The sequence below is a fragment of the Ruegeria sp. CDSB022 genome (assembly GCF_059611145.1).
The window spans coordinates 22,162-45,554 of the sequence record NZ_JBXWOZ010000021.1 but is presented as its reverse complement, the minus strand read 5'-3'; the positions used below and the strand labels follow the sequence as shown (position 1 = coordinate 45,554).

Sequence of the window (23,393 nt, the reverse complement as noted above, 5' to 3'; positions counted from 1 at the left end):
TGTTGCCTTTCTGCGGCTTGGAAACTCGTCAAAGCGAGTGACCGGAGCTGCGGTGACTGTCTCTCCCGTCTAGCTCTCGTTCAGCCGTTTCTCGGCGTCTTTCGCTAGTTTCCAGCTGGTCTCTAATCCCGCCTGAAGCGTGTCGTAATTCTGCTCCTCGCGCAGCAAGGCGGCCAATGTGGTGACGGACGTGAGATGTGATTTCATCAATAGCGCCACGCAATGCGCCAAGCCATTCACCTTGAATTCGATCCTGCTGGTCGAGCGTTTCTCCAAGGCGTGCAATTCCTTGGCTGAGCTCTCGCAGGCCGTCACCAACCGTTCGACGGATGCGAGCAATTCGCGCTCCAATGCTGTCAGGGGTGTTGTCGGTGGAATGGTCATCTAAGGCTCCTTGATCTCGATGCAGCTGATGGGCGTACCCGCCATCGTGCAGGTCTTCAACTCGGTCCGGTCGGGGTCCAGCGTCACCCATATCTGACCGCCCTGTTCGATCCGCGTCAGACCCAGCTCCTTCAATTCCGAGCGCGTGATCAAACCCATCCAGAACCAACTCGCCAGCAGCACCGTCACGACCCAGGCTGAGATCATTCCCACGATCACCCAGGGCGAGATCGTCAGCCAACGCCTGATCGTCTCGCTGCGCCTCTCCAACTCGCTCTTGCTGTCGCTCAGAAAGAACCTGATATCTGTCTCGATTGTATGCAGCGCGCTGGTCGCAATTTTGCTGAAATCGCTCCTGAAGCTCTCCAGTTGAGATGCCATCAAGGCGGCGTGGTCGCTCCGGATCGCCTCCAGGTCCGCGTTCAATTTCTCGGCGAGGCGGTTCGGCTTGCCAGTCGTCATGGAAAATCTCTCCTTTCAATCGCCAGCGCTCGCCGGTGTCGGGGTCTTGGGCAGTGATGTAATTCTTGCTGGCACGGGGGATCTCGAATCCCGCGTCAGTCAGTGCGTGGCTCATGCTGGCACGGTCAGTGATGATGCCGATGCTGATCTGATCCAGGATCCAGTCGTGAAGCGCTTCGCGACCTTGCGCCCGCGTCGGCGCTTCAATCGTCGCCCTCACTTCGCGGGCGCGTTCTGGATCTAAAGGGTCTGCCCAACCGTGCGTCTTGTTCAAAAGATCGCGCAGGCTGGCAAAGGCGTTCTCATGCCCTGGCGGTGCGATGTTCAACGCCTTGCCCGTGCTCAGCTCAAGGCGTGGCGCGCAGAAGTGCAGTTCGACGTTGCCCTCGTGCGTATGGCGCACCCAAAGGCAGTCGTATTGATCCCTGTCCAGCCCAGCAAAGGCCAGAGCCTCAAATAGCTCAATGGCCTCTTGCTGTGCGTCGGGACTGGGATCATCGCTGTCGGCAAAGCTGATGACGCCTGCCGTGTAGCTCCACTTGTTGGGGCTTGCATCGATCAGGTCGCGGGTCTGGTTTGGGTTTCCGTGCAGCACCTCGGGCAGCGGGTCGCGGATCTTGGTTTGCGGCTGGCCGTTGTCGTCGCGGATCAGATTACGGTTCTCGTCATAGGCCAGAACTTCGCGCGCGGTCAGGTAGTCAACGGGGGCCGTACCGCCGCCGGTGCCAGTGGAGAAGAACGAGATGATCAAGCGTCACCGCCTGCGTGTGCCGCCACGATCTGCGCTAACTGCCGTTCGATGACCACTAGCTGCGTCGCGACCTTGAGCGCATCGATCTGGCTTGCACGACCAGATTTGACCGCGCCGTTGATCCAGCGGGAGAGCTGGTTGAGGTTGCCGCCGACACGGGCAATCGCAAAGGTCAGCTTCGGGTCAACTCGGGGGACGGGCTTGCGCCGACGTGCCTCAGTCAGCCCCAAGGCCTCGCGCATCAACGTGGCATTGGGCAGACCAGCGGCGTGCGCTTTGGCCACAAGCGCGGCCTTTTCCGACGGGCTGCATCGAAAGATCACGCTCTCGGAAAGGCCCTCTTTGACGCCGCTTGCGTGCGTCTGGTTGGGGTTTGAAGGGGAGGCTGGCCGCCCCTCACAAGTCCCGCCGATGTAATCGGTGGGTAACCTTGCTCTCTGCTCTTTGGCGGGACCAGTTGCATTCATGATCGGAGCCCCGCCGCCTCGATTTCAGCAGGGCTGACCAGGTTTGCGGCCAGCAAAGCGGTTACTTGGCCGGGCGTGATATGGCGGCATAATGGATGGCGGTTCGTGACCCAGTCGGCCAAACCTTTCAGCAATTCAGCCTCTTTGGCTCTGCCCGCTTCTCGCGCCTCCTCAACCTCCTGAAGGTATTTCAACCAACGGCCAGAGGAGAACCAATTGTCGGAGAAGCACACCTTGGAGCGGGTGAAACCTTCACTCTCGGTCGCATAGGCCCGCACGGCGTCCTCAAGGTCTTTGGCATCCACTCCGTTGGCCAGCGCTTGGCGGATTTGCGAGAGACAAACCGCTTTGCTGCGAATCCGATCCTCCGGATAAGCGGACAAAATCTTTTTAGAAACTTCATCCTCCACCGCCGCCTTCGCGTGCGAAGGATTTGGTTTTTGATATGGTTTATATCTGTTCTTATAGGATTTGCCCTCTGGGGCAGATGGCTTGCCCTCAGGGGCAAATGCATCATCTTCCCTTTCGGTCGGATCGATTTGCCCATTTGGGCAAATGGAGTTGCCCAAGGCATACCAACAGGTCCGATCATAACGATCATCGCTGAAATTGCCCTTGATGATCAGCTCCGCGCTGACCAGTTTTTCAAGCGCTGTGCGGATCTGCTTTTCGCTCAGATAGGGGAACAACTCACCAAAGGCCGAGATCGAATTGTAGGTCCAATACCGCCCGTCTCGAAGGTTGCGGCGATTGGCTTGGTTCTTCTCGATCCAGAAGGTGATGTTCTGAAAAATCACCGCTGCATTGAGACCGACACGCCCGGCGATTTCGGGGTCAAAGCTATGGCGGCTCATGATTGCCCCCCGAAATACGCACAAACGTGCGAATTTTGTACAGGTTTTGTACGAGAAATTGGCCGTTTCAGCTGATTTCGGCCTGAAAGCTCACGGGCCTTTCTGCAAGCTTCCGCACAACGTACTGAAAATAAGCCATATTTTTCAGGTGTTTTTGGCGACCCCGGCAGGATTCGAACCTGCAACCTGCCCCTTAGGAGGGGGCTGCTCTATCCAGTTGAGCCACGGGGCCGCGCAAAACTCTCTGTAGCGTGGTTTTTTCGGGTTGTCATCGGCTTTGAAGGGCAGTTGTAAAATGCGTCCTGTTCACGCTACCATCGGACAAAACAACAACGCAGGTGCACCCCGTGACCACAGAAAACAAACGCCCACTCACCCTTCGTGATGTTTCTGAAGCGTCCGGAGTGTCTGAGATGACGGTCAGCCGGGTTCTGCGCAATCGGGGTGACGTGTCGGATGCGACCCGCACACGCGTTCTGGCCGCAGCAAAAGAGCTGGGATACGTGCCGAACAAAATCGCTGGTGCACTTGCCTCAAGCCGGGTGAACCTTGTGGCAGTGATCATCCCGTCGCTGTCGAACATGGTGTTCCCCGAGGTGCTGACCGGCATCAATCAGATTCTTGAGGATACCGAGCTACAGCCAGTGGTCGGCGTCACCGATTATTTGCCCGAAAAAGAGGAAAAAGTCCTGTACGAGATGCTCTCGTGGCGGCCTTCGGGCGTGATCATCGCCGGATTGGAACATACCGATGCCGCACGCGCCATGCTGGATTCGGCGGGGATTCCGGTGGTCGAGATCATGGACACCGATGGTAAGCCGGTGGACGCGATGGTCGGGATTTCCCATCGCCGCGCTGGACGTGAGATGGCACAGGCGATCCTGAAAGCGGGCTATGAACATATCGGCTTTATGGGCACCAAAATGCCCCTGGATCACCGCGCTCGGAAACGGTTCGAAGGCTTTACCGAAGTGCTGGGCAAGCATGGGATCGAGATCGAAGACCGCGAGTTTTATTCCGGGGGCTCGGCCTTGGCCAAAGGCCGCGAGATGACTCAAGCCATGTTGGAACGCTCACCGGATCTGGATTTCCTGTATTATTCCAACGACATGATTGGTGCTGGCGGGTTGCTGTATCTGTTGGACCAGGGGATAGACATTCCAGGCCAGATCGGTTTGGCAGGGTTCAACAATGTCGAACTGTTACAGGGTCTGCCGCGCAAGCTGGCCACAATGGATGCATGTCGACACGAGATTGGGCGCAAGGCAGCCGAGATAATCGCCGTTCAGCTTTCCGATCCCACTTCCGAGGTCGAAAACCGCATAACTCTGACCCCCAAGATCAGTTATGGCGATACGCTGAAACGCCGCTGACCCATGGCGATGCAAAGGCTGAACAATCGGGCGGCCCGCGCCCTGTTCATGGACCGGCACGCGCTGGCAGAACAGCCGTCCGGGGCTGCGAAAGGGCCTGACCTGCTTGAATTGATCAGGCGTCTGGGATTTGTTCAGCTGGACAGTATCAACACGGTCGCCCGCGCCCATGACATGATCCTGTTTTCGCGCAGGCCCGCGTATCGCGCCAAAAACCTCAAGCATGTGTATGAACGTGACCGTGGGCTGTTCGAACACTGGACCCATGATGCCGCAGTCATTCCGATGGAGTTCTACCCCCATTGGCACTTGCGGTTTCAGCGCGACGCTGACCTGCTGAAATCGCGCTGGAAAAACTGGCGTCGCGATGGGTTCGAGCAGCAATTTGAAACCGTATTGCAGCATATACGCGATCATGGGCCAGTTTCCTCGTCGGATGTGGGAAAAGACGAAAAGAAAGGCTCCGGCGGATGGTGGGATTGGCACCCGTCGAAAACCGCGCTGGAGTTCCTGTGGCGCTCGGGCGCGCTGACCGTGATCGGCAGGCAAGGGTTCCAGAAACGCTATGACCTGACCGAGCGGGTGATCGAGACGCATCTTTGCCCCGGCAACATGCCGTGTGACGCCGAACATACCTTGGATTGGCTGTGCCATGCGGCACTTGACCGGCTGGGGTTTGCGACCTCGGGCGAATTGGCGGCGTTTTGGGATACGGTCAGCACCGCAGAAGCCCGAAGCTGGTGCAAAACCGCCTTGACCGAGGGCCATGTCGAAGAGATCGAGATCGAATGTGCCAATGGTCAGGTCAGGAAACTGTTTGCACGCCCGGATGTTGCTGAACAAGCCGCGCAGATCCCCCCAGCGCCGGGTCGGATCAGAGTGCTGAGCCCGTTTGACCCCATGCTGCGGGACCGTGATCGCGCGCAGCGGCTGTTTGGGTTTCACTACCGGATCGAGGTTTTTGTTCCTGCCCCTAAACGCACCTATGGCTATTATGTTTTCCCGCTTCTCGAAGGCGACCGGCTGATTGGCCGGATCGACATGAAGGCCCATCGCGATCAGTCGGTGCTGCGGGTCAGCGCCCTGTGGCCAGAACGTACAGTACGGTGGTCAGATGCCCGCACGCGCCGCCTACAGGCCGAACTGGACCGGGTTCGTCGCTTTGCCGGGTTGGATGACATAGAATTTGCCGAGAATTGGCAAAAAGACCCTATTTAGGGTCTGATATAATCAATTTGACCGGCTGCAACCCGTCAATCTCACCCTCGAGTGAATCTCCGGGATGAACCGGCCCTACACCGGCCGGCGTTCCGGTCAGGATCAAATCCCCTGGTCGCAGATGATAATAGCCGGACAAGTGACTTATGATCTCGTCAATCGACCAGATCAGCTCATCCAAGGTTGCGTCCTGCCGGGTTTCGCCATTAACGCGCAAAATGATGCGTTTTTGCGGGTCGGGTTGCCAATCGCTCACGCGGGTCAGAGGGGCAAATACGGCTGCATTCTCGAAATCTTTTCCAAGATCCCAAGGGCGCTGTTTGTTGCGCTCGCGAATTTGCAGATCACGTCGGGTCATGTCCAGGGCGCAGCCAAAGCCAAACACCGCTTCCTGCACCTGAGAAGTATCAGCCTGAAAAACCGGCTTTCCGATTGCAACAGCCAGCTCCATCTCATGGTGGAAATTTTCGGTCCCCGGAGGATAAGCCGTCGTCACCCCAGACAGGACCGCGTTTGCAGCGGCCTTGGTGAAATAGAAAGGGGCCTCACGGTCGACCTCATGTCCCATTTCAGCCGCATGTGCGGCATAGTTCCTGCCCACACAAAAGATTCGCCCAACCGGGTATGTGTCGTCCTCGCCGGTAACCGGCAAAGCGATCGGATCAGGAATAGAGAACAGGCTACCCATCATCATGCCGCCATAACACAGGTTAGTTAAAGTGGATATTAAAGGGCATAAACCAGAGCAAGTCGCAATCCTTGGAAACCCGCACGCCGGTTTTTGCCGACAATTCGGGGATGATTCGGCACAGGCTTGCCCAAATCGAACCGGTAAGCCTGCGCGTGTTTCAAAATTCGCAGACATGGCTACTTATGGCGCTGGGCTTACTTTCAACATGCGGCTGAAAACACTGCGACAGCTCATTCAGTTTTTAGCCGTTAAACCTTGGAAAACCGCTGTATCGCGCTAGCTTGTTGCTAACAGAAAGCGTTCAGCACTGAGACGTCACCACTCACAAAGGCGGCGGACCACCAATCCTTCGCCTTCTTGCGAAGACACCCGCGTGGACGGCAGAAATCGCTAAAATCCGGGTGCGAGTATTCAGAGGACCACGGCTAAACACCCATCCCCCTGGGTAAGTTTGCGCCTGAGAAACCCCGATTTTCGGGGTCTGATGTTCTCTGAAACGTTGCCGGATCGTTTGAACACCCCTCGTATCCGGCTGTAGGCCAGGCACATGGTCCACTCGGGCCTGGCCACTCCGCCAGAGAGGTCACAAAGGCCCTCTGGCGGGGCCCACACACTGTTAGTCCCGAGAATCTGATTGTAATTTCAACTGGTGCAGATCGTTGAGAAGATCCAGCAACGCCTCATGCCGCTCTGGTCCCAGCGTGTTGCGGATTTCTTCAGCCAAAAGCAACGTATAGTCGATGTTATCCCGGATAATCCCTGCCCCTTTGACCGTGATCTCAACTATCTGCCTGCGCTTGTCGACCGGATGGCTTTTCCGCACGACAAGGCCCTTGGCCTCAAGCTTTTGCAGAATGCGGGTCAGGCTGGGCAAAAGCAGACAGGCACGGTCAGCAATATGGGTGGGCTCTTGCGGGCCTTCCTCTTCCAGCACCCGCAGAACCCGCCATTGCTGCTCGGTTACGCCCGCCTCTACAAGCATTCTACGGATAGGCCCCATAACCCGTTCCCTCGCGCGCAGCAGCGCAATAGGCAAAGACCGGGACGTCAATGGAATTTCATGAGCCATGTTAAATTCTGGCCGAATTCGGTTCATTCTTCAACTGACCTTTCCGTGTTTGGAATTCCAGGCATTTATCGCTTATTAGAGCCTAAATTATTCCATTTCTCTCTGCGGAAACATGTTCAGAAAAATCTCAGACCACTGGATTCCTGCAAAGGGCGTTGACGTTTCAACCCGGATATTCATCACTGGCACAGGATCGAAAGCGGTGTTCAGAGAAGATTGGAAGATAAAATGAACTGGGATGAATTCTCGGATTGGGGCGCCAAGATTGCTGAGTGGGCACAGGATTACCATCTGACTGTCGGCGACAATCCGGTTCGGGCCAGAACGGAACCCGGTGATATTCTTAACGCCTTACCCGCGCGCCCTCCCGAGCGCTCCCAGGCGATGGAGGAAATCTTTCACGATTTCGAACAGATCGTGATGCCTGGGATTACCCATTGGCAACATCCTCGCTTTTTTGCCTATTTTAATGCAAACGCCTCGGCCCCGTCGGTTCTGGCCGAGTTTCTAACCAGCGCCATCGCTCCGCAATGCATGTTGTGGCAGACATCCCCCGCCGCGACCGAGATGGAGACGCGGATGATGGATTGGTTGCGGCAGGCCCTGGATCTGCCCACGGGCTTTGCAGGTGTCATTCAGGATTCCGCCTCGTCCGCGACCCTGGCCGCTGTGCTGACCATGCGGGAAAAGGCGCTGAATTGGCAGGGCAACCAACAAGGGTTGTTCGGACAGAAACCGCTGCGCGTATATTGCTCGGCCGAGGTCCATACCTCGGTTGATCGTGCCATATGGGTTGCGGGGATCGGGCAGGAAAATCTGGTGCGGGTGCCCATACAAGGCGACTGGCGCGGGATGGACCCACAGGCGCTGGAAACAGCAATCCAAGCCGATTTAGACTCTGGTTATCAACCAACCGGCGTGATCCTCTGCGTCGGCGGCACCGGAACCGGCGCGGCCGATCCGGTAGAGGAATGTCTGAAGATTGCGCAAAAATACGGGCTATATTCGCATGTCGATGCAGCTTGGGCTGGCTCGGCCATGATATGCCCCGAATACCGCCATTACTGGGAGGGAGTCGAGCAAGCCGACAGCATCGTGTTCAACCCGCATAAATGGCTGGGTGTTCAGTTCGATTGCTGCGCCCATTTTCTGAAGGACCCCGATGATCTGGTACGGACACTCGCGATCAGCCCGGAATTCCTGAAGACCCACGGCAAGGACGGGATCATAAATTATTCTGAATGGTCGGTACCGCTGGGCCGCAGGTTCCGAGCCCTGAAACTGTGGTTCGTCATCCGCGCCTATGGTCTGGAAGGGCTACGTGAAAGGTTGCGCAATCATATAACATGGTCAGTGGCTCTGCATGACCGGCTGAAAGCTGAATCCGATTTCGAAATCACCACTAACCCTATGTGGTCATTGTGGACATTCCGCTATGCCCCCCCTGGATCAACCGATCTGGACGATCTGAACCTACGGCTGGTCAATGCGATCAATGATGATGGCCGCATTTACTTGACTCAAACCCGCGTTGATGGCGACTTGGTGATCCGCTTTCAGGCCGGTCAGTTTGAAACCACGCATGCAGACGTCCAAATGGCATTTGACGTGATCACTGAAATCGCCCGCTCGCTAAACTAGAGGTTCCACATGTCCGCATCCGTCAACACGTTCAAACAAGCCCTGAAAAACGGCGACCATCTGATTGGGTGTTGGTCCAGCTTTGCTGAGGCGGTAACAGCCGAGATCATGGGCACTGCCGGATTCGACTGGCTGGTGATCGACGGTGAGCACGCGCCGAATGATATCCGGTCCATCCGGGATCAGCTGATCGCGCTGGCCGCCAGTCCGACACATCCCGTCGTGCGAATCCCGGTGGGCGACACCGCATTGATCAAGATGGTACTGGACGCAGGTGCTCAGACAATCCTGGTACCGATGGTGGAAAGTGCCGAACAGGCGCGCGATCTGGTACGTGCCTGCCACTATCCGCCCCAAGGTGTGCGAGGCGTCGGCGCGATGGCCTCACGCGCAACGCAATATGGAACGGTTCAGGACTACATTCAGACCGCAGACGATCAGATATGTCTGCTGTTACAGGTGGAAAACCGCGCCGGTATCGCCGCATTGGATGCCATTGCACAGGTAGAAGGCGTGGATGGCGTGTTTATCGGTCCGTCTGACCTGTCCACTGACATGGGTTTTCAGGGAAACAGCGCCGCGCCCGAAGTCCAGGCGGTGATCGCCGACGCGATGAAGCGCATCGTTGCAGCAGGCAAAGCCCCGGGCATTCTTGGTGTCACGGATGAGGCATCGCAGGCCTATAAGGACATGGGCGCCCAGTTCCAAGCGGTGGGGATCGACGTGATGCTGCTGACACAGGCGGCGCGTGCCCTGGCCACAAGGTGGAAGGCCTAAGCCCGCATCGCCGAGGCCGCCTGAGCATACCCGCCCGAGGCACCATCGACGAAATGGACGTGATCGTCACGGGTGGCTGAGGGGACAAAGCAGGTCATCATCGCCTCATCCTGCGCGTGCAGCCCGTATCGGATCCTGCCCTGTTTCCGGGCCTGTTCAAGAACGGTCTGAATCTGGTTCAGGGTGGCCGGGTCACAATCCAGGGTCATTTTCAGCCCGTCATCGAATTTGCGGAAATCCGCATTGCGGCTGACCGTGCGCTTATAGTGTTCCGGCTCAAAATTCCCCAATCGCTTGCCGGATTTGAACAGCAGCCCGATCATCAAATTCTGCGCCAACAGCTTGATTTTCTGCAGCAAAAGATTGCGACCCGCACGGGACACATGGGCGTCCAGCGCCAAACCAGGCGGAGGCCAGCGGATCGGAGGGCCGCTTTCCGGCATCGGGTGGCCGGACCGGTCCAATCCTTCAGCGGCCACTAGAACAGCCCTTGACAGGTCGGCGAAATCGGTCTCGGTAGCGCGGGCAGTTGGCTGAACCACCACCGAGACAATCTGACCATTCTGCGCCTTGCTGTTGGACCAGCGGCAGGACAGCCCGGTCAAATCCGGCAGCGCACCAGGGGCTGCGTACGGAACCTCAAACCGGCCTGCTTTCATCTCGGCCTCGGCCCAGGCCAGACCACCGCCCGAGAACATTGCATAATCCACCCCCTCGGATGGCGCGTAACGCGCAACCCGAAGATCCTTGCCCGCCTGCCGGATTTCGGCGACGGGCACGACGGCCCCACGCAACGCGATCGAGAACTCTTCTTCTGCCCAGCGCCGCAAATCGGCCAGAACGCTACGTGCTGCCTCTGCCGCGCTTGCCGGTACGGCGAACCCGGCACCATCACCCCCAAAGACATAGGGAAATTCTTGCCCGCGAAGCGCATTGATCATGGCCGAGATCACCGCGGCCCCAACCATGTTCACGGCCTTGTATCGTCCCCGCTCTATCTGACCGGAGGAATCCACGACATCTGCGACACCAAGAACCCATTCCGTCGGCACCGCGGTAAAGCGTTCAGGATCGGTCAGATTGTTAAAATCCCGCAACAGCGGAAGGCTGTCATAAAATGCGGCCTGTGCATCTTTCATTGGTTCCTCGACAATATGAATAGACCTTCAGATAGCCCAAATTTGTTCGATGTCCGCTGAAAACATCATAGCACACGCGCTTGTACATATCACGGGGACATGCCAAGCATTTGCTGGCGGGTTGGGCGAAAGAGGCGTCTCATGAAAACCGGACTGGTGGTTCTGTGTCTGGGCTATGTGCTCAGCCAATTTTTTCGCGCCTTTCTTGCCGTTCTCAGCGTCGATCTGGGGCGTGACATCGGGGCAAGGCCCGAAGATCTGGCCTTTGCCTCGGGGCTTTGGTTTCTGGTTTTTGCCGCCATGCAACTGCCAGTGGGTTGGGCGCTGGACCGGATCGGGCCGCGTTTGACGGCTGCGGTTTTGTTGCTGGCAGGTGGCGCGGGCGGCGCTGCGTTGTTTGCAGTGGCCAGCACCCCGTTTCATATCGCAATCGCGATGGGGCTGATCGGAGTCGGGTGCTCGCCCGTTCTGATGGCATCCTATTACATCTTTGCCCGCGAATACCCGCCCGCCCGCTTTGCCACGCTAGCAGCCATCATGCTGGGCGTTGGGTCGGTCGGCAATCTTGTGGCCTCCTACCCCACAGCACTTGCGGTCGAACTGATGGGCTGGCGCGCCACAATGGCTACACTGGCCATCGTCTCGGCCATTATCGCAACGGGCATCTGGATCAGCGTTCACGACCCCAAACCGGTTGAGACCGAGCATCGCGGGTCAGTGCTGGACCTGCTGAAAGAACCTGCCCTGTGGGCCATCCTGCCGCTGATGCTGGTGGCCTACGCCCCCGCGGCTGCGACACGAGGCCTGTGGGCGGGTCCATATCTGAACGACGTTTTCGCCCTCAGCACTACGCAGATCGGAACCGCGACGCTGGTCATGGGGGCGGCTATGATTGCCGGCACCTTTGCCTATGGGCCACTGGACCGGCTGCTGGGAACACGGAAATGGGTGATCTTTGGCGGCAATGCCTTGGGCGCGGCGGCGCTGGGGCTGTTGTGCCTGTGGATCGACATGGCGGTCTGGGTGTCAGTAAGTCTGATGGCGGTGATCGGATTCATGGGCGCCAGCTTTCCGGTCATCATGGCCCATGGCCGCGCCTTCGTGCCGCCGCATCTGGTCGGGCGTGGCATGACCCTGTTGAATCTGTTCGGCATCGGCGGAGTGGGACTGGCGCAATTTGTCACCGGCCGCGTCCATGCCGCGACAGTGGACATCAGTCCAACCGCGCCCTACACAGCGATATTCGGCTTTTTTGCAGTCACGCTTGCCATTGGATGCGTGATTTACCTATTCAGCCGCGACAGCGTTGACTGACGCTGGAACCATCGGGAGAGCCCATGTCCGACCCTGTTGTCATCGCACCCAACCTCAAACGCAGGCTGTCCGGCGTGACCGCGACGATTGCGCGGCTGGTGCCTTTGCAGGTGCAATGGATCGACATCGCCGCCACCGGACCGGGCCTTCCAGCCGACCTGCCCCATATCCCGCTGGGCCGCCTGCCCTTTCTGTCGCGCAAGACCACGCGCGTCTGGCATGCGCGCCGCAATACCGAGATGCTGTTGGGCCTGTTCCTGCGCAATGTCTTTCGTCTGCGCCTGAAACTGCTATTCACCAGCGCCTCGCAGCGGTCGCATACGGGCTATACCAAATGGCTGATCGACCAGATGGACGCGGTGGTTGCCACCTCGCGCAAAACCGCCGGATATCTTGAGCGGGACGCGCAGGTCATCATGCATGGCATCAACCTGCAGAATTTCACCCCGCCCGCGGACAAAGCCGCCCTGCGGGGCAAACTTGGCCTGCCCAGTGGTCTGCTGCTTGGGTGCTATGGCCGTATCCGGCACCAGAAAGGCACCGATGCTTTCGTCGATGCGATGATCGACCTTTGTGGCCGTTTCGAAGACGTCCATGGCATCGTCATGGGCCGCGCGACCGAAAAACACACCGGCTTTCTGGCCGAGTTGAAAGACAAGGTCGCCAAGGCGGGCCTGTCTGACCGCATCCTATTCAAACCCGAGGTCACTGTGGATCAGATCGCCGAGTGGTACCAGGTGCTGGACTTGTTCATCGCGCCGCAACGCTGGGAAGGCTTTGGTCTGACCCCGCTCGAGGCGATGGCCTGCGGCGTGCCTGTGGTGGCAACCGATGTTGGTGCCTTTGCAGAGATCGTGACCGACCCCTCACTGGGCCATGTGGTCGAACCGGGGAAGATTCCCGCCCTGGCTGATGCCGCCGCTGAAATGCTGTCGAACTCCGAGTCGCTGGCGCTATCCGGCAGCGCCGCCCGCGTCCATGTGGAACAGAATTTCGACATCTACGGCGAGGCAAAGACCTTGGTGGCGCTCTATGAACGGCTTCTAACCGACGCCTGAGGCGATGCACCGCGTAAAATCGGTGTCATTGGGGGAAATATCCCGTGAAACCTCTTTTTTCTTTGCTGCAACGCGGCTATGAACGCGCGTCCTTAACTTTGGAGACATGAAATGGGCTATCGCGTCGTAGTCGTCGGCGCCACAGGTAATGTGGGCCGCGAAATGCTGAACATTCTGGCAGAACGCCAGTTCCCCATCGATGAACTTGCCGTGCTGGCAAGCCGTCGGTCGCTGGGAACCGAAGTAAGCTTTGGCGACAAGACACTCACGACCAAAGACCTGGACACGTTTGATTTCACCGGCTGGGACATGGCGCTGTTTGCCGTGGGATCCGAGGCGACCAAGGTCTACGCCCCCAAGGCGGCGGCGGCTGGCTGCGTGGTGATCGACAACTCGTCCCTGTATCGCTATGACCCTGCAATTCCGCTGATCGTGCCGGAATGTAACCCCGAGGCGATCCACGACTATAAGAACAAGAACATCATCGCCAACCCCAACTGCTCGACCGCGCAGATGGTTGTCGCGCTGAAACCGCTGCATGACCGCGCCAAGATCAAGCGCGTCGTCGTGTCGACCTATCAGTCGGTTTCCGGCGCGGGCAAAGAAGGGATGGATGAGCTGTGGGATCAGACCAAAGCCATCTACAACCCCACCACCGAAGTTCCGCCGAACAAGTTCCAGAAGCAGATCGCCTTCAACGTCATTCCGCAGATCGACGTCTTCATGGAAGACGGCTCGACTAAAGAAGAGTGGAAGATGGTTGTCGAAACCAAGAAGATCGTCGATCCCTCGATCAAGGTTACAGCCACTTGCGTCCGCGTTCCGGTCTTTGTCGGCCATTCAGAGGCCGTGAATATCGAGTTCGAGGAATTCTTGGACGAAGACGAAGCCCGTGACATCCTGCGCGAAGCACCAGGTATCATGGTGATCGATAAGCGCGAACCGGGCGGCTACGTCTCGCCGATCGAATGCGCAGGTGATTTCGCCACCTTCATCAGCCGCATCCGTCAGGATTCAACCATCGAGAACGGCCTGAACCTGTGGTGCGTCAGTGACAACCTGCGCAAGGGCGCAGCGCTGAACGCGGTACAAATCGCCGAATTGCTGGGCCGTGAGGTCCTGAAGAAGGGGTGAGCGATACGCACAACCCTTAGCATTGATTAAGTAAACCCCGCTGCATGGTCAGCGGGGGGTTTTTTTTATTGAACGTCGGCTAGGCGGACAAAGCCGACCTTGGAGAAAAGCGAGGTAATGCTTGAAAAATCTTGCTTCCGCTGGGATGGTTTATCCGACAGAATTTTCTGAGGAATTTCGAATGCATTTTCCCAAACTTGCCGCAGTTTCGTCGATTGCTCTTGCAATAACCAGTTCGCAAGCGCTCTCCCAGGATGGGGGACCGATACTGTTCACAAACGTCAACGTGTTTGATGGTGTGAATGAGGAAATGATTGCAAATGCCAATGTCGTTGTAACCGACAATCTGATCACAGATGTGTCCTCAGAACCCCTCGCCGTCGCCAATGGTATCGTCATCGACGGTGGCGGGCGCACGTTGATGCCGGGCCTGATCGACGTGCACTGGCACACGCTTTACTGTTGCAATCCGCAGAGTGTGGTTGTGACCGGCGATATTCTTGAGGTCGCGGTGCGGGGTGCCATCGGGTCCGAAGGCACGTTAATGCGCGGCTTTACAACGGTGCGCGACGTTGGCGGCAATTCATTTGCCATAAAACGGATGATTGACGCAGGCGAGATCGAAGGCCCCCGTATTCTGCCGTCCGGCCCACCCGTGACACAAACCGGCGGCCACTTTGACTATCGCCCCTACCAAGCGGTTCCGACGAACGGCGCGGATTCGCAATGGTACTGGTACAGCGTTGGTTTGATGGCGCAGGCTGATGGTGTTCCGGAAGTGGTCAAACGCGCGCGTGAAATCATGCGCATGGGCGCAAGCCAGCTTAAGATTTCCACCGGTGGCGGGGTGTCATCTACCTATGACCCTCTGGATGTACGCCAATACACCAAGGCCGAAATCGAGGCATTCGTAGAGGTGGCTGACACCTACAACACCTATGTTGCATCTCATGTCTTCACGGACGAGGCAGTGGAGATAGCCGTTGCCGCTGGCGTTAAGTCCATCGAGCATGGCTTCTTGATGAGCCGCGAAACGATGGAACTGATGCGCGACAACGACGTGTGGTTGTCAGTGCAGCCTCTTCTGGATGACGAGGATGGCTTTTCTTTCGACGACCCTGTTAGCCAGCAGAAATGGATCGACGTCACCAACGGTACAGATTTCACCTACAAAACGGCGAAAGAAGTTGGCGTGAAAGTCGCTTTCGGCACCGACATCCTGTTCGATCCCAAACTGGCCGAACGTCAAGGCGCGTTCCTTGCCAAGTTGCAGCGCTGGTACACGCCATACGAGGTGCTGAAAATGGCGACTTCAACCAATGCTGAACTGCTCAAACTCTCAGGCCCGCGCCACCCCTATCAACAAGGCGATTTGGGTGTAATCGCAAAGGGCGCTTATGCCGACTTAATCCTTGTGGACGGCAATCCGCTGCAAGATATCGACCTGATCGCAGACCCGCATGAGAATTTCGATCTGATCATGAAAGACGGCAAAGTCTACAAGAACACGCTGGACTGAGTTCCAGATGAAGTCCTTTGCTCAAAGCCAGCTTTGTAACGACTGCTCGGGGCTCAAAGCCGCCATCCGAATACACCTCGGGGTCCTCTAAATCACCCCTGCCCCTCGACCAGCGTTTTCAGATTATCCAACCCGCGCTGGTAATCTCCGCCAACCCATTTATCCATCATCAGCCCCATCCAGCGGGACATGGGATTCATACCCAATTCGGATTCAAACCCCCAGGTCACTTTGGTGCCGCTGCCCTCCGGCTGCAGTTCAAACATGGCAATGGCAGTGCCCATTGGACCAAAATCCAAGGCGGTTCTGACCATCTGGTTTTCAACGCTTTCGGTGATCTCTTGCGAACCGGTGCCGACCTGCGAGTGATCCGACGACCAGTTCAGCACATTCCCGACCCCGGAATCAGGCCCGCCATAGGTCAGCTTCGTCTCGGGATCACGAGATAACCATGGCGACCATTTCTCGGTTTCCTGCATGGAGTTGACATAAGGAAAGATGACCTCGGGCGAGGCATCAATCGTGATGCTACGCGAAACATCTGCTTTGCCTGGCAATATAAAGGACACCCCTACCAGAACCGGAATCAAGACTAGCAAGGTGACAAGAACACGTTTGATCAATCGCATGGAATGCTCCGAATCCCTAAAATGACATCCCAAACTTATCAAAAAAACAGCGCGGAATCAGTAGTCTGATCCGCGCTGCCTGAAATTGTCGAAAATCCGCCGGGTCAGACGACCACGAATTTCTTTTCGCCGGGATCATAACACTGAAGGCCACCTTCACCGATATCTGTCCACAAACCGTGCAGGCTGAGCGAGCCGCTCTCTACCGCCGCGGAGATGAAGGGGAAGGTCATCAGGTTTTCGAGCGAAGCAACAACCGCCTGCCGTTCAAACTGGCGCGCTTGGTCGGTGCTGTCTTCGATATCGGCAACCAGATCATATTTTGGTTTGAGGATATCCATCCAGCGACCAACAAAGCTTTCTTTGGCTTCCAGCAGTGGTGCCTGGCCCTTGCACATGTCGATACAGCCCTGCACACCACCGCATTGGGAATGGCCCAGCACGATCAGATGCGCCACTTTCAGCGCGGTCACCGCGTATTCGATGGCAGCACTGGTGCCGTGATGATCACCGTCGGGCGCATAAGGCGGCACCAGATTGGCAATGTTGCGGTGAATAAAGAACTCACCCTGATCCGCCCCAAAAATCGAGGTGACATGAACCCGGCTGTCGCAACAGGAAATCACCATGGCCCGCGGACGCTGCCCTTCGGTGGCCAGACGGCGATACCAGACCTGGTTTTCCGAATATGTGGTGGCTTTCCAGCCATGATACCGATTGACCAGATAGTTTGGCAGAGGTTTGGCGAATTCCATTCTTGTGTCCCTGTTCATGTCTCGGTGGACTGCTGTAACCTGAATTCGAAGAAAATTCGAGCCATTATCCTGCCCCATGGCAAGGTTTTGCAAAGGAATTGCGCACCACATTCGGGCTATGCCGTGGGGGCGTATAGAATTGGGGTGAATGTGGTGGAAAAGATCGTCACGCTTGAACACAAAGAAACAGTGCGGCTGGATTCGGATCGTCTGAATGGGCTGTATCGACAACTGGGTGAGAAAAACGCGTTGGACGTGCTGTGTCGCACGGTCGAGGAATTGGCGGTGCGCCTGTCGAATTGCGAGCGGTTCTGGAGACAGCGTGACTGGGCCGGGCTGCGCAAATGTGCGCGATCCATTGTGGCCATTGCCGAACAGATCGGAATGATGGCGCTGGCCCGTGTGGCCAATGATGTGGCGCAGAATGTGGATGCGGGCGACTCGGTCGCCGCCGGGGCCACCCTGTCGCGGTTGATCAGAGTGGGTGAGAAATCGCTGACCGTGATCTGGGATCAGCAAGATCTTTCGGTCTGACAGGACTTGCGGACGGTCCATGGACGGCTAGGTTGGGCATAAGCCACAACAGTCGAGATTTCCATGACCCTATCTTTCGCTCCATCGTCGGACGCATCTGTCTCCCTTCACGTCATTGCCCAGCCGGATCTGGACGATTGGCTGGCGGGCCAGCCCGAAGCCGTGACGACCTGGGCCAAGATCAGTGGATTTACCGGTGCACTGGGTCAGGTCTTACTGATTCCCGGCGCTGACGGTGCGGTACAGTCTGCTTTGGCGGGGTATGGCACAACCACAGGCCGGGCCCGCAAGCGGTTTCCGCTGGCCGCCGCCGCCGAAGCCCTGCCCGAAGGCACATATCACATCGCATCGGGCATAGACCAAGCGGATCTCGAAATCGAATGCCTGGGGTGGTTGCTGACCGGTTATGCCTTTGACCGCTATGCCAGCCAATCCCCGGCCAAGGCTCGTTTGGTTGCCCCCGACGGCATCGACACCGCCCGGCTTGAAATTCTGGCCTGGGCCGAGGCCTTGACCCGCGATCTGGTCAATACACCGGCCTCTGATATGGGGCCGGAACAGCTTCATAGCGCAGCCGAAGCCCTGGCACAGGAATTCGGCGCCTCTTTCGAGGTTGTTCTGGGCGACGCCCTGCTAGAGCAGAACTTCCCCATGATCCACACGGTTGGCCGCGCCGCCGCACAAGCGCCCCGTCTGATTGAGATGAACTGGGGCGTGACAGGCCCAAAGCTGACCCTTGTCGGCAAGGGCGTCTGCTTTGACACTGGCGGGCTAAACCTGAAACCCGGCGCCTCGATGGGGCTGATGAAGAAAGATATGGGCGGGGCCGCAAATGTATTGGGGCTGGCCCGGATGATCATGGCCCTAGAGCTGCCCGTGCAGCTGCGCGTGCTGATCCCGGCAGTAGAGAATTCCGTTGCGGGCAACGCCTTCCGGCCCGGCGACATCCTGACCTCGCGCAAGGGGCTGACCGTTGAGATCAACAATACCGATGCCGAAGGGCGCTTGGTTCTGGCCGATGCATTGGCGCTGGCGGATGAGGGCGAACCGGATCTGGTGATCTCGATGGCGACGCTGACCGGGGCGGCACGTGTGGCAGTGGGCGCCGATCTGGCGCCGTTCTATACCGACAACGATGCCGCGGCTGATGCCTTGACCCACGCTGCAGGCAGAGCAGCCGATCCTGTCTGGCGCATGCCTTTCCATGACCCCTATGAGGGCCTGATCGAACCCGGCATTGCCGATCTGGATAACGCTCCGGCAGGTGGTTTTGCCGGTTCGATCACCGCCGCGCTGTTCCTGCGCAGGTTTGTCGGTGACAGCCCCTATATGCATTTCGACATCTTCTCGTGGCAGCGCAGCAAGGAACCCGGACGCAGCAAGGGCGGGTTCGGTCAGGGGCCCCGCGCCCTTCTGACGGCCCTGCCTGAGATTTTGGGCATATGACCCGGCACCGCATCATACAACCGGTCATCGACCTGTTGCGCGCCCCGGACGGGCCGCGAGATCGCCAGCTTTTGTATGGGGATGGTGTTTGCACGCATGAAGAGAACAAGGGCTGGAGCCGGATCACCTCGGACAAGGACGGCTATGCGGGCTGGGTCCGGTCAGACTGTCTGGCTCCCGAATTGCCTGCCACCCATTGGATCACCGCGCCCTCAACCCATGCTTATGAGCAGCCCGCGATGAAATCCCGGGACCGAACCTCGTTAAGCTTTGGCAGCAAGGTTCAGGCCCTGTCCGAACAGAATGGATTTCTTGAGACGGAACTAGGCTTTATCCCGGCCATACACGCCAAACAGATCAACGTAACCCTGACCGATCCGGTCGCCGTGGCCGAGCTGTTTCTGGGAACGCCCTATCTTTGGGGCGGCAACAGCCGGTTCGGACTTGATTGTTCAGGTCTGGTTCAGGCCGGAATGCTGGCTTGTGGGCTGCCCTGCCCCGGTGATAGTGGCGACCAGGAGCGTGATCTGGGTCAGGCGCTGACCCCTGGCACACCCGCTCAGCGCGGTGATCTGTTGTTCTGGAAAGGGCATGTGGCCTGGGTCTACGGCGACAATATGCTGCTGCACGCAAATGCGTTCCACATGGACGTGACCTTTGAGCCGATGGATGTTGCAATCACGCGCATTCTGGAACAGGGCGATGGGCCCGTGACCGCCCATAAAAGGCTCTAATCCAAGTCGACCGACCGTATCAGCTTGCGTTCCAATACCCGCAGAACCGTGCGCAGATCATGACCGCGTTTCAGGATGCGACCATCCATACCGACCACCGAATACATCCCTTGTCGTGCCCGCAGACGCGGGTCCTTTTCAACCCGATAGATCGGATGTTCTGCTGTGCGCCTGAAAATGGAAAACACCGCCATATCACACAGGTTCGAAATCCCGTAGTCGCGCCATTCTCCGGCGGCGACCATCCGGCCATAGACAGAAAGGATTTGGGACATCTCGTGCCGATCGAACGCGACGGGCATCTGGGTCGAGTTTGCAGAATACCGGCTGGGAGGCTGCATGTTCATGGTTCAAGCCTTGCCGGAAAACGCGTTCGAATCAAGCCCATCCGCAAATAGGTGTGGTTTTTTGGTCAAGTCTAACGCTGTCGCCCGACTTGCCGACAGATCAGGATCACCGGCAGCAACCCCACTGCCAATATGACCAGCGAGGGCACAGCAGCGCCCTCTAACCGCTCGTCTGATGCCAGCCTATAGGCCTGCACCGCCAGCGTATCGAAATTGAAAGGCCGCATGATCAGGGTCGCGGGAAGCTCTTTCATCACGTCCACAAAGACGATCAACAAAGCTGTCAGCAAGGAGGGTGTCAGAATCGGCAAATGCACCCGGCGCAACGTCCCTAGCGGCGTCTGCCCCAAAGACCGCGAGGCCGCATCCATATTGGCATGCACCGTGCTCTGCCCTCCCTCATATGCGCTGAGCGCGGCGGCCAGAAACCGCACCATATAAGCGGCTACCAACAGCCAGATCGAACCGGTAACAAGCAACCCGGTCGACAGGTCGAAATTCTGCCGCATCCATGCATCCAGTGCGTTATCGAAACTGGCAAAAGGCACCATCAGCCCGACGGCAATCACACCGCCTGGAACCGCATAGCCCAGCCGCGCCATGTACCCGGCACCAGAGGACACCCTCCCCGGCCGCAATCGCTGGAAGAACCCAACGCTGATGGCCGCAAAGACCGTAACAAACGCCGCCACACCGGCCAGCGTCAGCGAATTCTGAATGAACCCGAGATAGCGCCGTGACAGAAGGTTCTGTTCGGACTCCATCCCCATCTGAACCAGAATGAACACCGGCAACAGAAATCCGAACAGCACCGGTATGGCACACAGGGCAAAAGCCGCGCCCGCTTGCCAGCCCTTCAGCCGGGCGGATGGCAGCGAGGCGTGGCTTTTGCCTGCCTGATAGTACTTGGCCTTCCCGCGCTGCATCCGTTCTGCCACGGCCATGACCAGCGCAAAGCCCAGAAGGCAGAGCGCCAGCTGCGCCGCACCCACCCGATCACCGATCGAAAACCAACTGGTATAGATGCCCGTGGCAAATGTCTGCACCCCGAAATAGGCCACGGTGCCGAAATCGGCGATGGTTTCCATGATGGCAAGCAGCACGCCACCCGCAATCGCCGGGCGCGCCATTGGCAGCGAAACGTGCCAAAAGGCCAGCCACGGACTTTTGCCCAACGCGCGCGCTGCCAGAAAGGCCGTTGCACTCTGCTGCAGAAAAGCGGCCCGGGCCAACAGGTAGACGTAAGGATACAAGACCAAGATCAACATCACCGCCGCACCCTCGGTCGACCGAATCTCGGGGAACCAATAGTCGCGCGGGCCCCAGCCCGTTACCTGACGCAGGGTGGTCTGGACAATGCCCGGGTGATCAAGAATGAATGTATAGGCATAGGCCAGCACATAGGCCGGAAAGGCCAGCGGCAGCACCAACGCAATTTCCAGAATGCGCACGCCAGGGAACCGCGTCATCGTCACGAGCCAAGCTGCGCCCACGCCGATGGAAAACGTGCCCGTGGCCACCAGCACGACCAGTATCAGCGTCGTCATAGCATAGCCGGGCAGAACAGTTTCCAGGAGATGCGAAACCGTATCCGTGCCGCCCGTCGTAGCGGCCAGAACAACCGCAAGCATCGGCAACAGACAGGCTGCCGCCACAAGGCAGGCCACTACGCCGACGAGGCGTGTACCTACAGCGCCGCGGTTGCGCCGTCCGTGCTCAGAGATTTCGATATCGGCCATGATCCCGGCTTTAACTGGCTAAGGCGCAGAGTCCGTCTTTAATCGACCAAAACGCTCGGAAACACCAGTGGGCAGCGAAACAAATCTGCGACACATACTGCCGCAGAGTTGCACAGCCTTCATTCGTAGACGCGCTGATCCTCGATCACCAAACCATCTTTCGGCAGCGATCCCGGCGCCACGACTTCGATCGCGCCTTTCAGCTTCAGCACCTCGACGACGGATTTCGCATAAACCAAGTCATTTCCGCCGGCGCTTTCGATCTGAACCGTCATCGTGTCCATCTCACCCTGGCGGGCGGCAATGACGCGCGCCTTGACGATTTCATCATGCTTGTCGACCAGCGCCGCGACCTGTTCAGGGCGCACGAACATACCCTTGATCTTGGTTGTCTGATCCGCGCGTCCCATCCAGCCCTTGATGCGCATGTTGGTACGACCGCAAGGTGACTGACCAGGTTGAACCGCCGACAGATCACCGGTGGCAAACCGGATCAGCGGATAATCGGGGTTCAGTGAGGTCACGACAACCTCACCCACTTCACCCGGCGCGACCGGGTTTCCGGTTCCGGGGGTGACGATCTCGACGATGACATGCTCATCAATGATCATCCCGTCCATCGCCGGGCTTTCATAAGCGATGCTGCCCAGATCGGCGGTGGCATAGCATTGCAGACAGGCGATACCGCGATTGGCGTATTCCTGACGCAAAGACGGGAACAAAGCACCGCCACCAACAACGGCAGTCACGAAATCCAGTGCCACGCCCATCTCATCGGCCTTGTCCAAGATGACCTTGAGGTAATCCGGTGTGCCCGCATAAGCGGTGCAGCCGACATCGCGCGCGGCTGTTACCTGCAGTTCGGTTTGGCCGGTGCCGGCAGGCAGCACCGCAGCACCCACCGCCCGCGCGCCGCTTTCGAAGATCATGCCCGCCGGGGTCAGGTGATAGCCAAAGCAATTCTGAACGATGTCTCCGGGCCCGACACCTGCTGCGTGCAGGAACCGCCCCATCCGCCACCAGTCGTGATCGGTGCTGCCGGGCTCATAGATCGGGCCGGGCGACTGGAAAACATGATGGAAATGCCGGGCCGGTTTGACGGTAAACCCGCCAAAGGGCGGGCGCGACGCCTGCGCCTTAGCCATATCTGACTTGCGCAGAACTGGCAGCTTCACAAGGTCGTCCAGCGACTTTACAGCTGCCGTATCAACATCCGCCATATGCGCTGCAAACCCCGGAGCCGAGTTCGCGCGCCTGATCTGTACCTGCAACGCCTCAGCCTGTTCAGAAGCGCGCTGGTCGGCCGAGCGGGTTTCTAGCGCATCGTAGAATTTCGTCATCGCCAAATCCTCCATCCG

Annotated in this window: 22 protein-coding genes and 1 tRNA gene; 11 read left to right on the top strand and 12 right to left on the bottom strand. The window is 58.1% G+C overall.

All coding sequences use genetic code 11. From position 1 onward, the window contains the following. Positions 1 to 28: 28 nt before the first annotated feature. The 4 genes from AC2FIZ_RS19520 to AC2FIZ_RS19505 all read right to left on the bottom strand — a co-directional run bounded on the left by AC2FIZ_RS19520 (position 29) and on the right by AC2FIZ_RS19505 (position 3,150). Positions 29 to 1,597: a relaxase family protein gene (locus AC2FIZ_RS19520; RefSeq protein WP_496791495.1), complete on the bottom strand. Its 1,569-nt coding sequence runs from the start codon at positions 1,595 to 1,597 to the stop codon at positions 29 to 31. Then, positions 1,594 to 2,064 (bottom strand): plasmid mobilization protein, encoded by a 471-nt coding sequence (locus tag AC2FIZ_RS19515; protein WP_245604566.1) that lies wholly within the window; start codon positions 2,062 to 2,064, stop codon positions 1,594 to 1,596. Before AC2FIZ_RS19515 ends, AC2FIZ_RS19520 begins: the two co-directional genes overlap by 4 nt. Continuing rightward, complete coding sequence (locus AC2FIZ_RS19510; RefSeq protein ID WP_496791493.1) at positions 2,061 to 2,861, bottom strand: hypothetical protein; 801 nt, start codon at positions 2,859 to 2,861, stop codon at positions 2,061 to 2,063. The genes AC2FIZ_RS19515 and AC2FIZ_RS19510 overlap by 4 nt, the downstream gene beginning before the upstream one ends. Before the next feature lie 212 nt (positions 2,862 to 3,073). Beyond that, positions 3,074 to 3,150, bottom strand: a tRNA-Arg gene (locus AC2FIZ_RS19505). A gap of 115 nt (positions 3,151 to 3,265) precedes the next feature. Here AC2FIZ_RS19505 and AC2FIZ_RS19500 point away from each other — a divergent pair. Beyond that, positions 3,266 to 4,291 carry a LacI family DNA-binding transcriptional regulator gene (locus tag AC2FIZ_RS19500; RefSeq protein WP_142637565.1) on the top strand — a complete coding sequence of 342 codons (1,026 nt, stop codon included), beginning with the start codon at positions 3,266 to 3,268 and terminating at the stop codon, positions 4,289 to 4,291. 3 nt (positions 4,292 to 4,294) lie between these two features. Next, the gene (locus AC2FIZ_RS19495; RefSeq protein ID WP_271952604.1) at positions 4,295 to 5,509 is read left to right on the top strand and encodes a winged helix-turn-helix domain-containing protein; all 1,215 of its coding nucleotides are present in this window, start codon (positions 4,295 to 4,297) and stop codon (positions 5,507 to 5,509) included. On the opposite strand, the gene AC2FIZ_RS19490 is transcribed toward AC2FIZ_RS19495, so the two are convergent. Both AC2FIZ_RS19490 and hpaR read right to left on the bottom strand, forming a co-directional pair. Next, positions 5,502 to 6,200 carry a fumarylacetoacetate hydrolase family protein gene (locus AC2FIZ_RS19490; RefSeq protein ID WP_281973881.1) on the bottom strand — a complete coding sequence of 233 codons (699 nt, stop codon included), beginning with the start codon at positions 6,198 to 6,200 and terminating at the stop codon, positions 5,502 to 5,504. The genes AC2FIZ_RS19495 and AC2FIZ_RS19490 overlap by 8 nt on opposite strands. A gap of 616 nt (positions 6,201 to 6,816) precedes the next feature. Beyond that, complete coding sequence (gene hpaR / locus AC2FIZ_RS19485) at positions 6,817 to 7,269, bottom strand: homoprotocatechuate degradation operon regulator HpaR (RefSeq protein WP_142637561.1); 453 nt, start codon at positions 7,267 to 7,269, stop codon at positions 6,817 to 6,819. Positions 7,270 to 7,497: 228 nt separating this feature from the next. On the opposite strand from hpaR, the gene AC2FIZ_RS19480 reads away from it, so the two are divergent. After that, complete coding sequence (locus tag AC2FIZ_RS19480) at positions 7,498 to 8,910, top strand: pyridoxal phosphate-dependent decarboxylase family protein (protein ID WP_271952609.1); 1,413 nt, start codon at positions 7,498 to 7,500, stop codon at positions 8,908 to 8,910. Positions 8,911 to 8,919: 9 nt separating this feature from the next. Next, the gene (locus tag AC2FIZ_RS19475) at positions 8,920 to 9,687 is read left to right on the top strand and encodes an HpcH/HpaI aldolase family protein (RefSeq protein WP_496791492.1); all 768 of its coding nucleotides are present in this window, start codon (positions 8,920 to 8,922) and stop codon (positions 9,685 to 9,687) included. Here the strand turns inward: AC2FIZ_RS19475 and AC2FIZ_RS19470 are convergent. Continuing rightward, positions 9,684 to 10,826, bottom strand: a complete 1,143-nt coding sequence (locus AC2FIZ_RS19470; protein ID WP_496791490.1) for a DUF3095 domain-containing protein — start codon at positions 10,824 to 10,826, stop codon at positions 9,684 to 9,686. The two genes, AC2FIZ_RS19475 and AC2FIZ_RS19470, sit on opposite strands and share 4 nt — an antisense overlap. Before the next feature lie 141 nt (positions 10,827 to 10,967). Here AC2FIZ_RS19470 and AC2FIZ_RS19465 point away from each other — a divergent pair, with 141 nt between their 5' ends. The 4 genes from AC2FIZ_RS19465 to AC2FIZ_RS19450 all read left to right on the top strand — a co-directional run bounded on the left by AC2FIZ_RS19465 (position 10,968) and on the right by AC2FIZ_RS19450 (position 15,851). Next, the gene (locus AC2FIZ_RS19465) at positions 10,968 to 12,140 is read left to right on the top strand and encodes an MFS transporter (protein ID WP_281973864.1); all 1,173 of its coding nucleotides are present in this window, start codon (positions 10,968 to 10,970) and stop codon (positions 12,138 to 12,140) included. Between the two features lie 23 nt (positions 12,141 to 12,163). Further along, positions 12,164 to 13,198, top strand: a complete 1,035-nt coding sequence (locus tag AC2FIZ_RS19460; protein ID WP_496791489.1) for a glycosyltransferase family 4 protein — start codon at positions 12,164 to 12,166, stop codon at positions 13,196 to 13,198. A gap of 111 nt (positions 13,199 to 13,309) precedes the next feature. Further along, complete coding sequence (locus AC2FIZ_RS19455; RefSeq protein WP_142637551.1) at positions 13,310 to 14,332, top strand: aspartate-semialdehyde dehydrogenase; 1,023 nt, start codon at positions 13,310 to 13,312, stop codon at positions 14,330 to 14,332. 181 nt (positions 14,333 to 14,513) lie between these two features. Beyond that, positions 14,514 to 15,851 (top strand): metal-dependent hydrolase family protein, encoded by a 1,338-nt coding sequence (locus AC2FIZ_RS19450; RefSeq protein ID WP_281973867.1) that lies wholly within the window; start codon positions 14,514 to 14,516, stop codon positions 15,849 to 15,851. 92 nt (positions 15,852 to 15,943) lie between these two features. On the opposite strand, the gene AC2FIZ_RS19445 is transcribed toward AC2FIZ_RS19450, so the two are convergent. Continuing rightward, entirely contained in the window at positions 15,944 to 16,480 is a 537-nt protein-coding gene (locus tag AC2FIZ_RS19445) for an SRPBCC family protein (RefSeq protein ID WP_496791488.1), read from the bottom strand. 104 nt (positions 16,481 to 16,584) lie between these two features. After that, a complete protein-coding gene (locus AC2FIZ_RS19440) occupies positions 16,585 to 17,235 on the bottom strand; it encodes a carbonic anhydrase (protein ID WP_142637545.1) in 651 nt (216 codons plus the stop codon). A gap of 144 nt (positions 17,236 to 17,379) precedes the next feature. Between AC2FIZ_RS19440 and AC2FIZ_RS19435 the strand changes: the two genes are divergently transcribed. From AC2FIZ_RS19435 to AC2FIZ_RS19425, 3 genes are all read left to right on the top strand, one after another. After that, a complete protein-coding gene (locus AC2FIZ_RS19435) occupies positions 17,380 to 17,769 on the top strand; it encodes a hypothetical protein (protein WP_496707765.1) in 390 nt (129 codons plus the stop codon). Positions 17,770 to 17,832: 63 nt separating this feature from the next. Continuing rightward, a complete protein-coding gene (locus AC2FIZ_RS19430; RefSeq protein WP_496791486.1) occupies positions 17,833 to 19,215 on the top strand; it encodes a leucyl aminopeptidase family protein in 1,383 nt (460 codons plus the stop codon). Next, complete coding sequence (locus AC2FIZ_RS19425) at positions 19,212 to 19,949, top strand: C40 family peptidase (protein WP_281996106.1); 738 nt, start codon at positions 19,212 to 19,214, stop codon at positions 19,947 to 19,949. Before AC2FIZ_RS19430 ends, AC2FIZ_RS19425 begins: the two co-directional genes overlap by 4 nt. Here the strand turns inward: AC2FIZ_RS19425 and AC2FIZ_RS19420 are convergent. From AC2FIZ_RS19420 to AC2FIZ_RS19410, 3 genes are all read right to left on the bottom strand, one after another. After that, a complete protein-coding gene (locus AC2FIZ_RS19420; protein WP_271950694.1) occupies positions 19,946 to 20,296 on the bottom strand; it encodes a DUF2794 domain-containing protein in 351 nt (116 codons plus the stop codon). The genes AC2FIZ_RS19425 and AC2FIZ_RS19420 overlap by 4 nt on opposite strands. 71 nt (positions 20,297 to 20,367) lie before the next feature. Then, entirely contained in the window at positions 20,368 to 22,035 is a 1,668-nt protein-coding gene (locus tag AC2FIZ_RS19415; protein WP_281996107.1) for an ABC transporter permease, read from the bottom strand. Positions 22,036 to 22,154: 119 nt separating this feature from the next. Then, positions 22,155 to 23,375: a phenylacetate--CoA ligase family protein gene (locus AC2FIZ_RS19410; RefSeq protein ID WP_281996108.1), complete on the bottom strand. Its 1,221-nt coding sequence runs from the start codon at positions 23,373 to 23,375 to the stop codon at positions 22,155 to 22,157. Between the last annotated feature and the right edge of the window lie 18 nt (positions 23,376 to 23,393).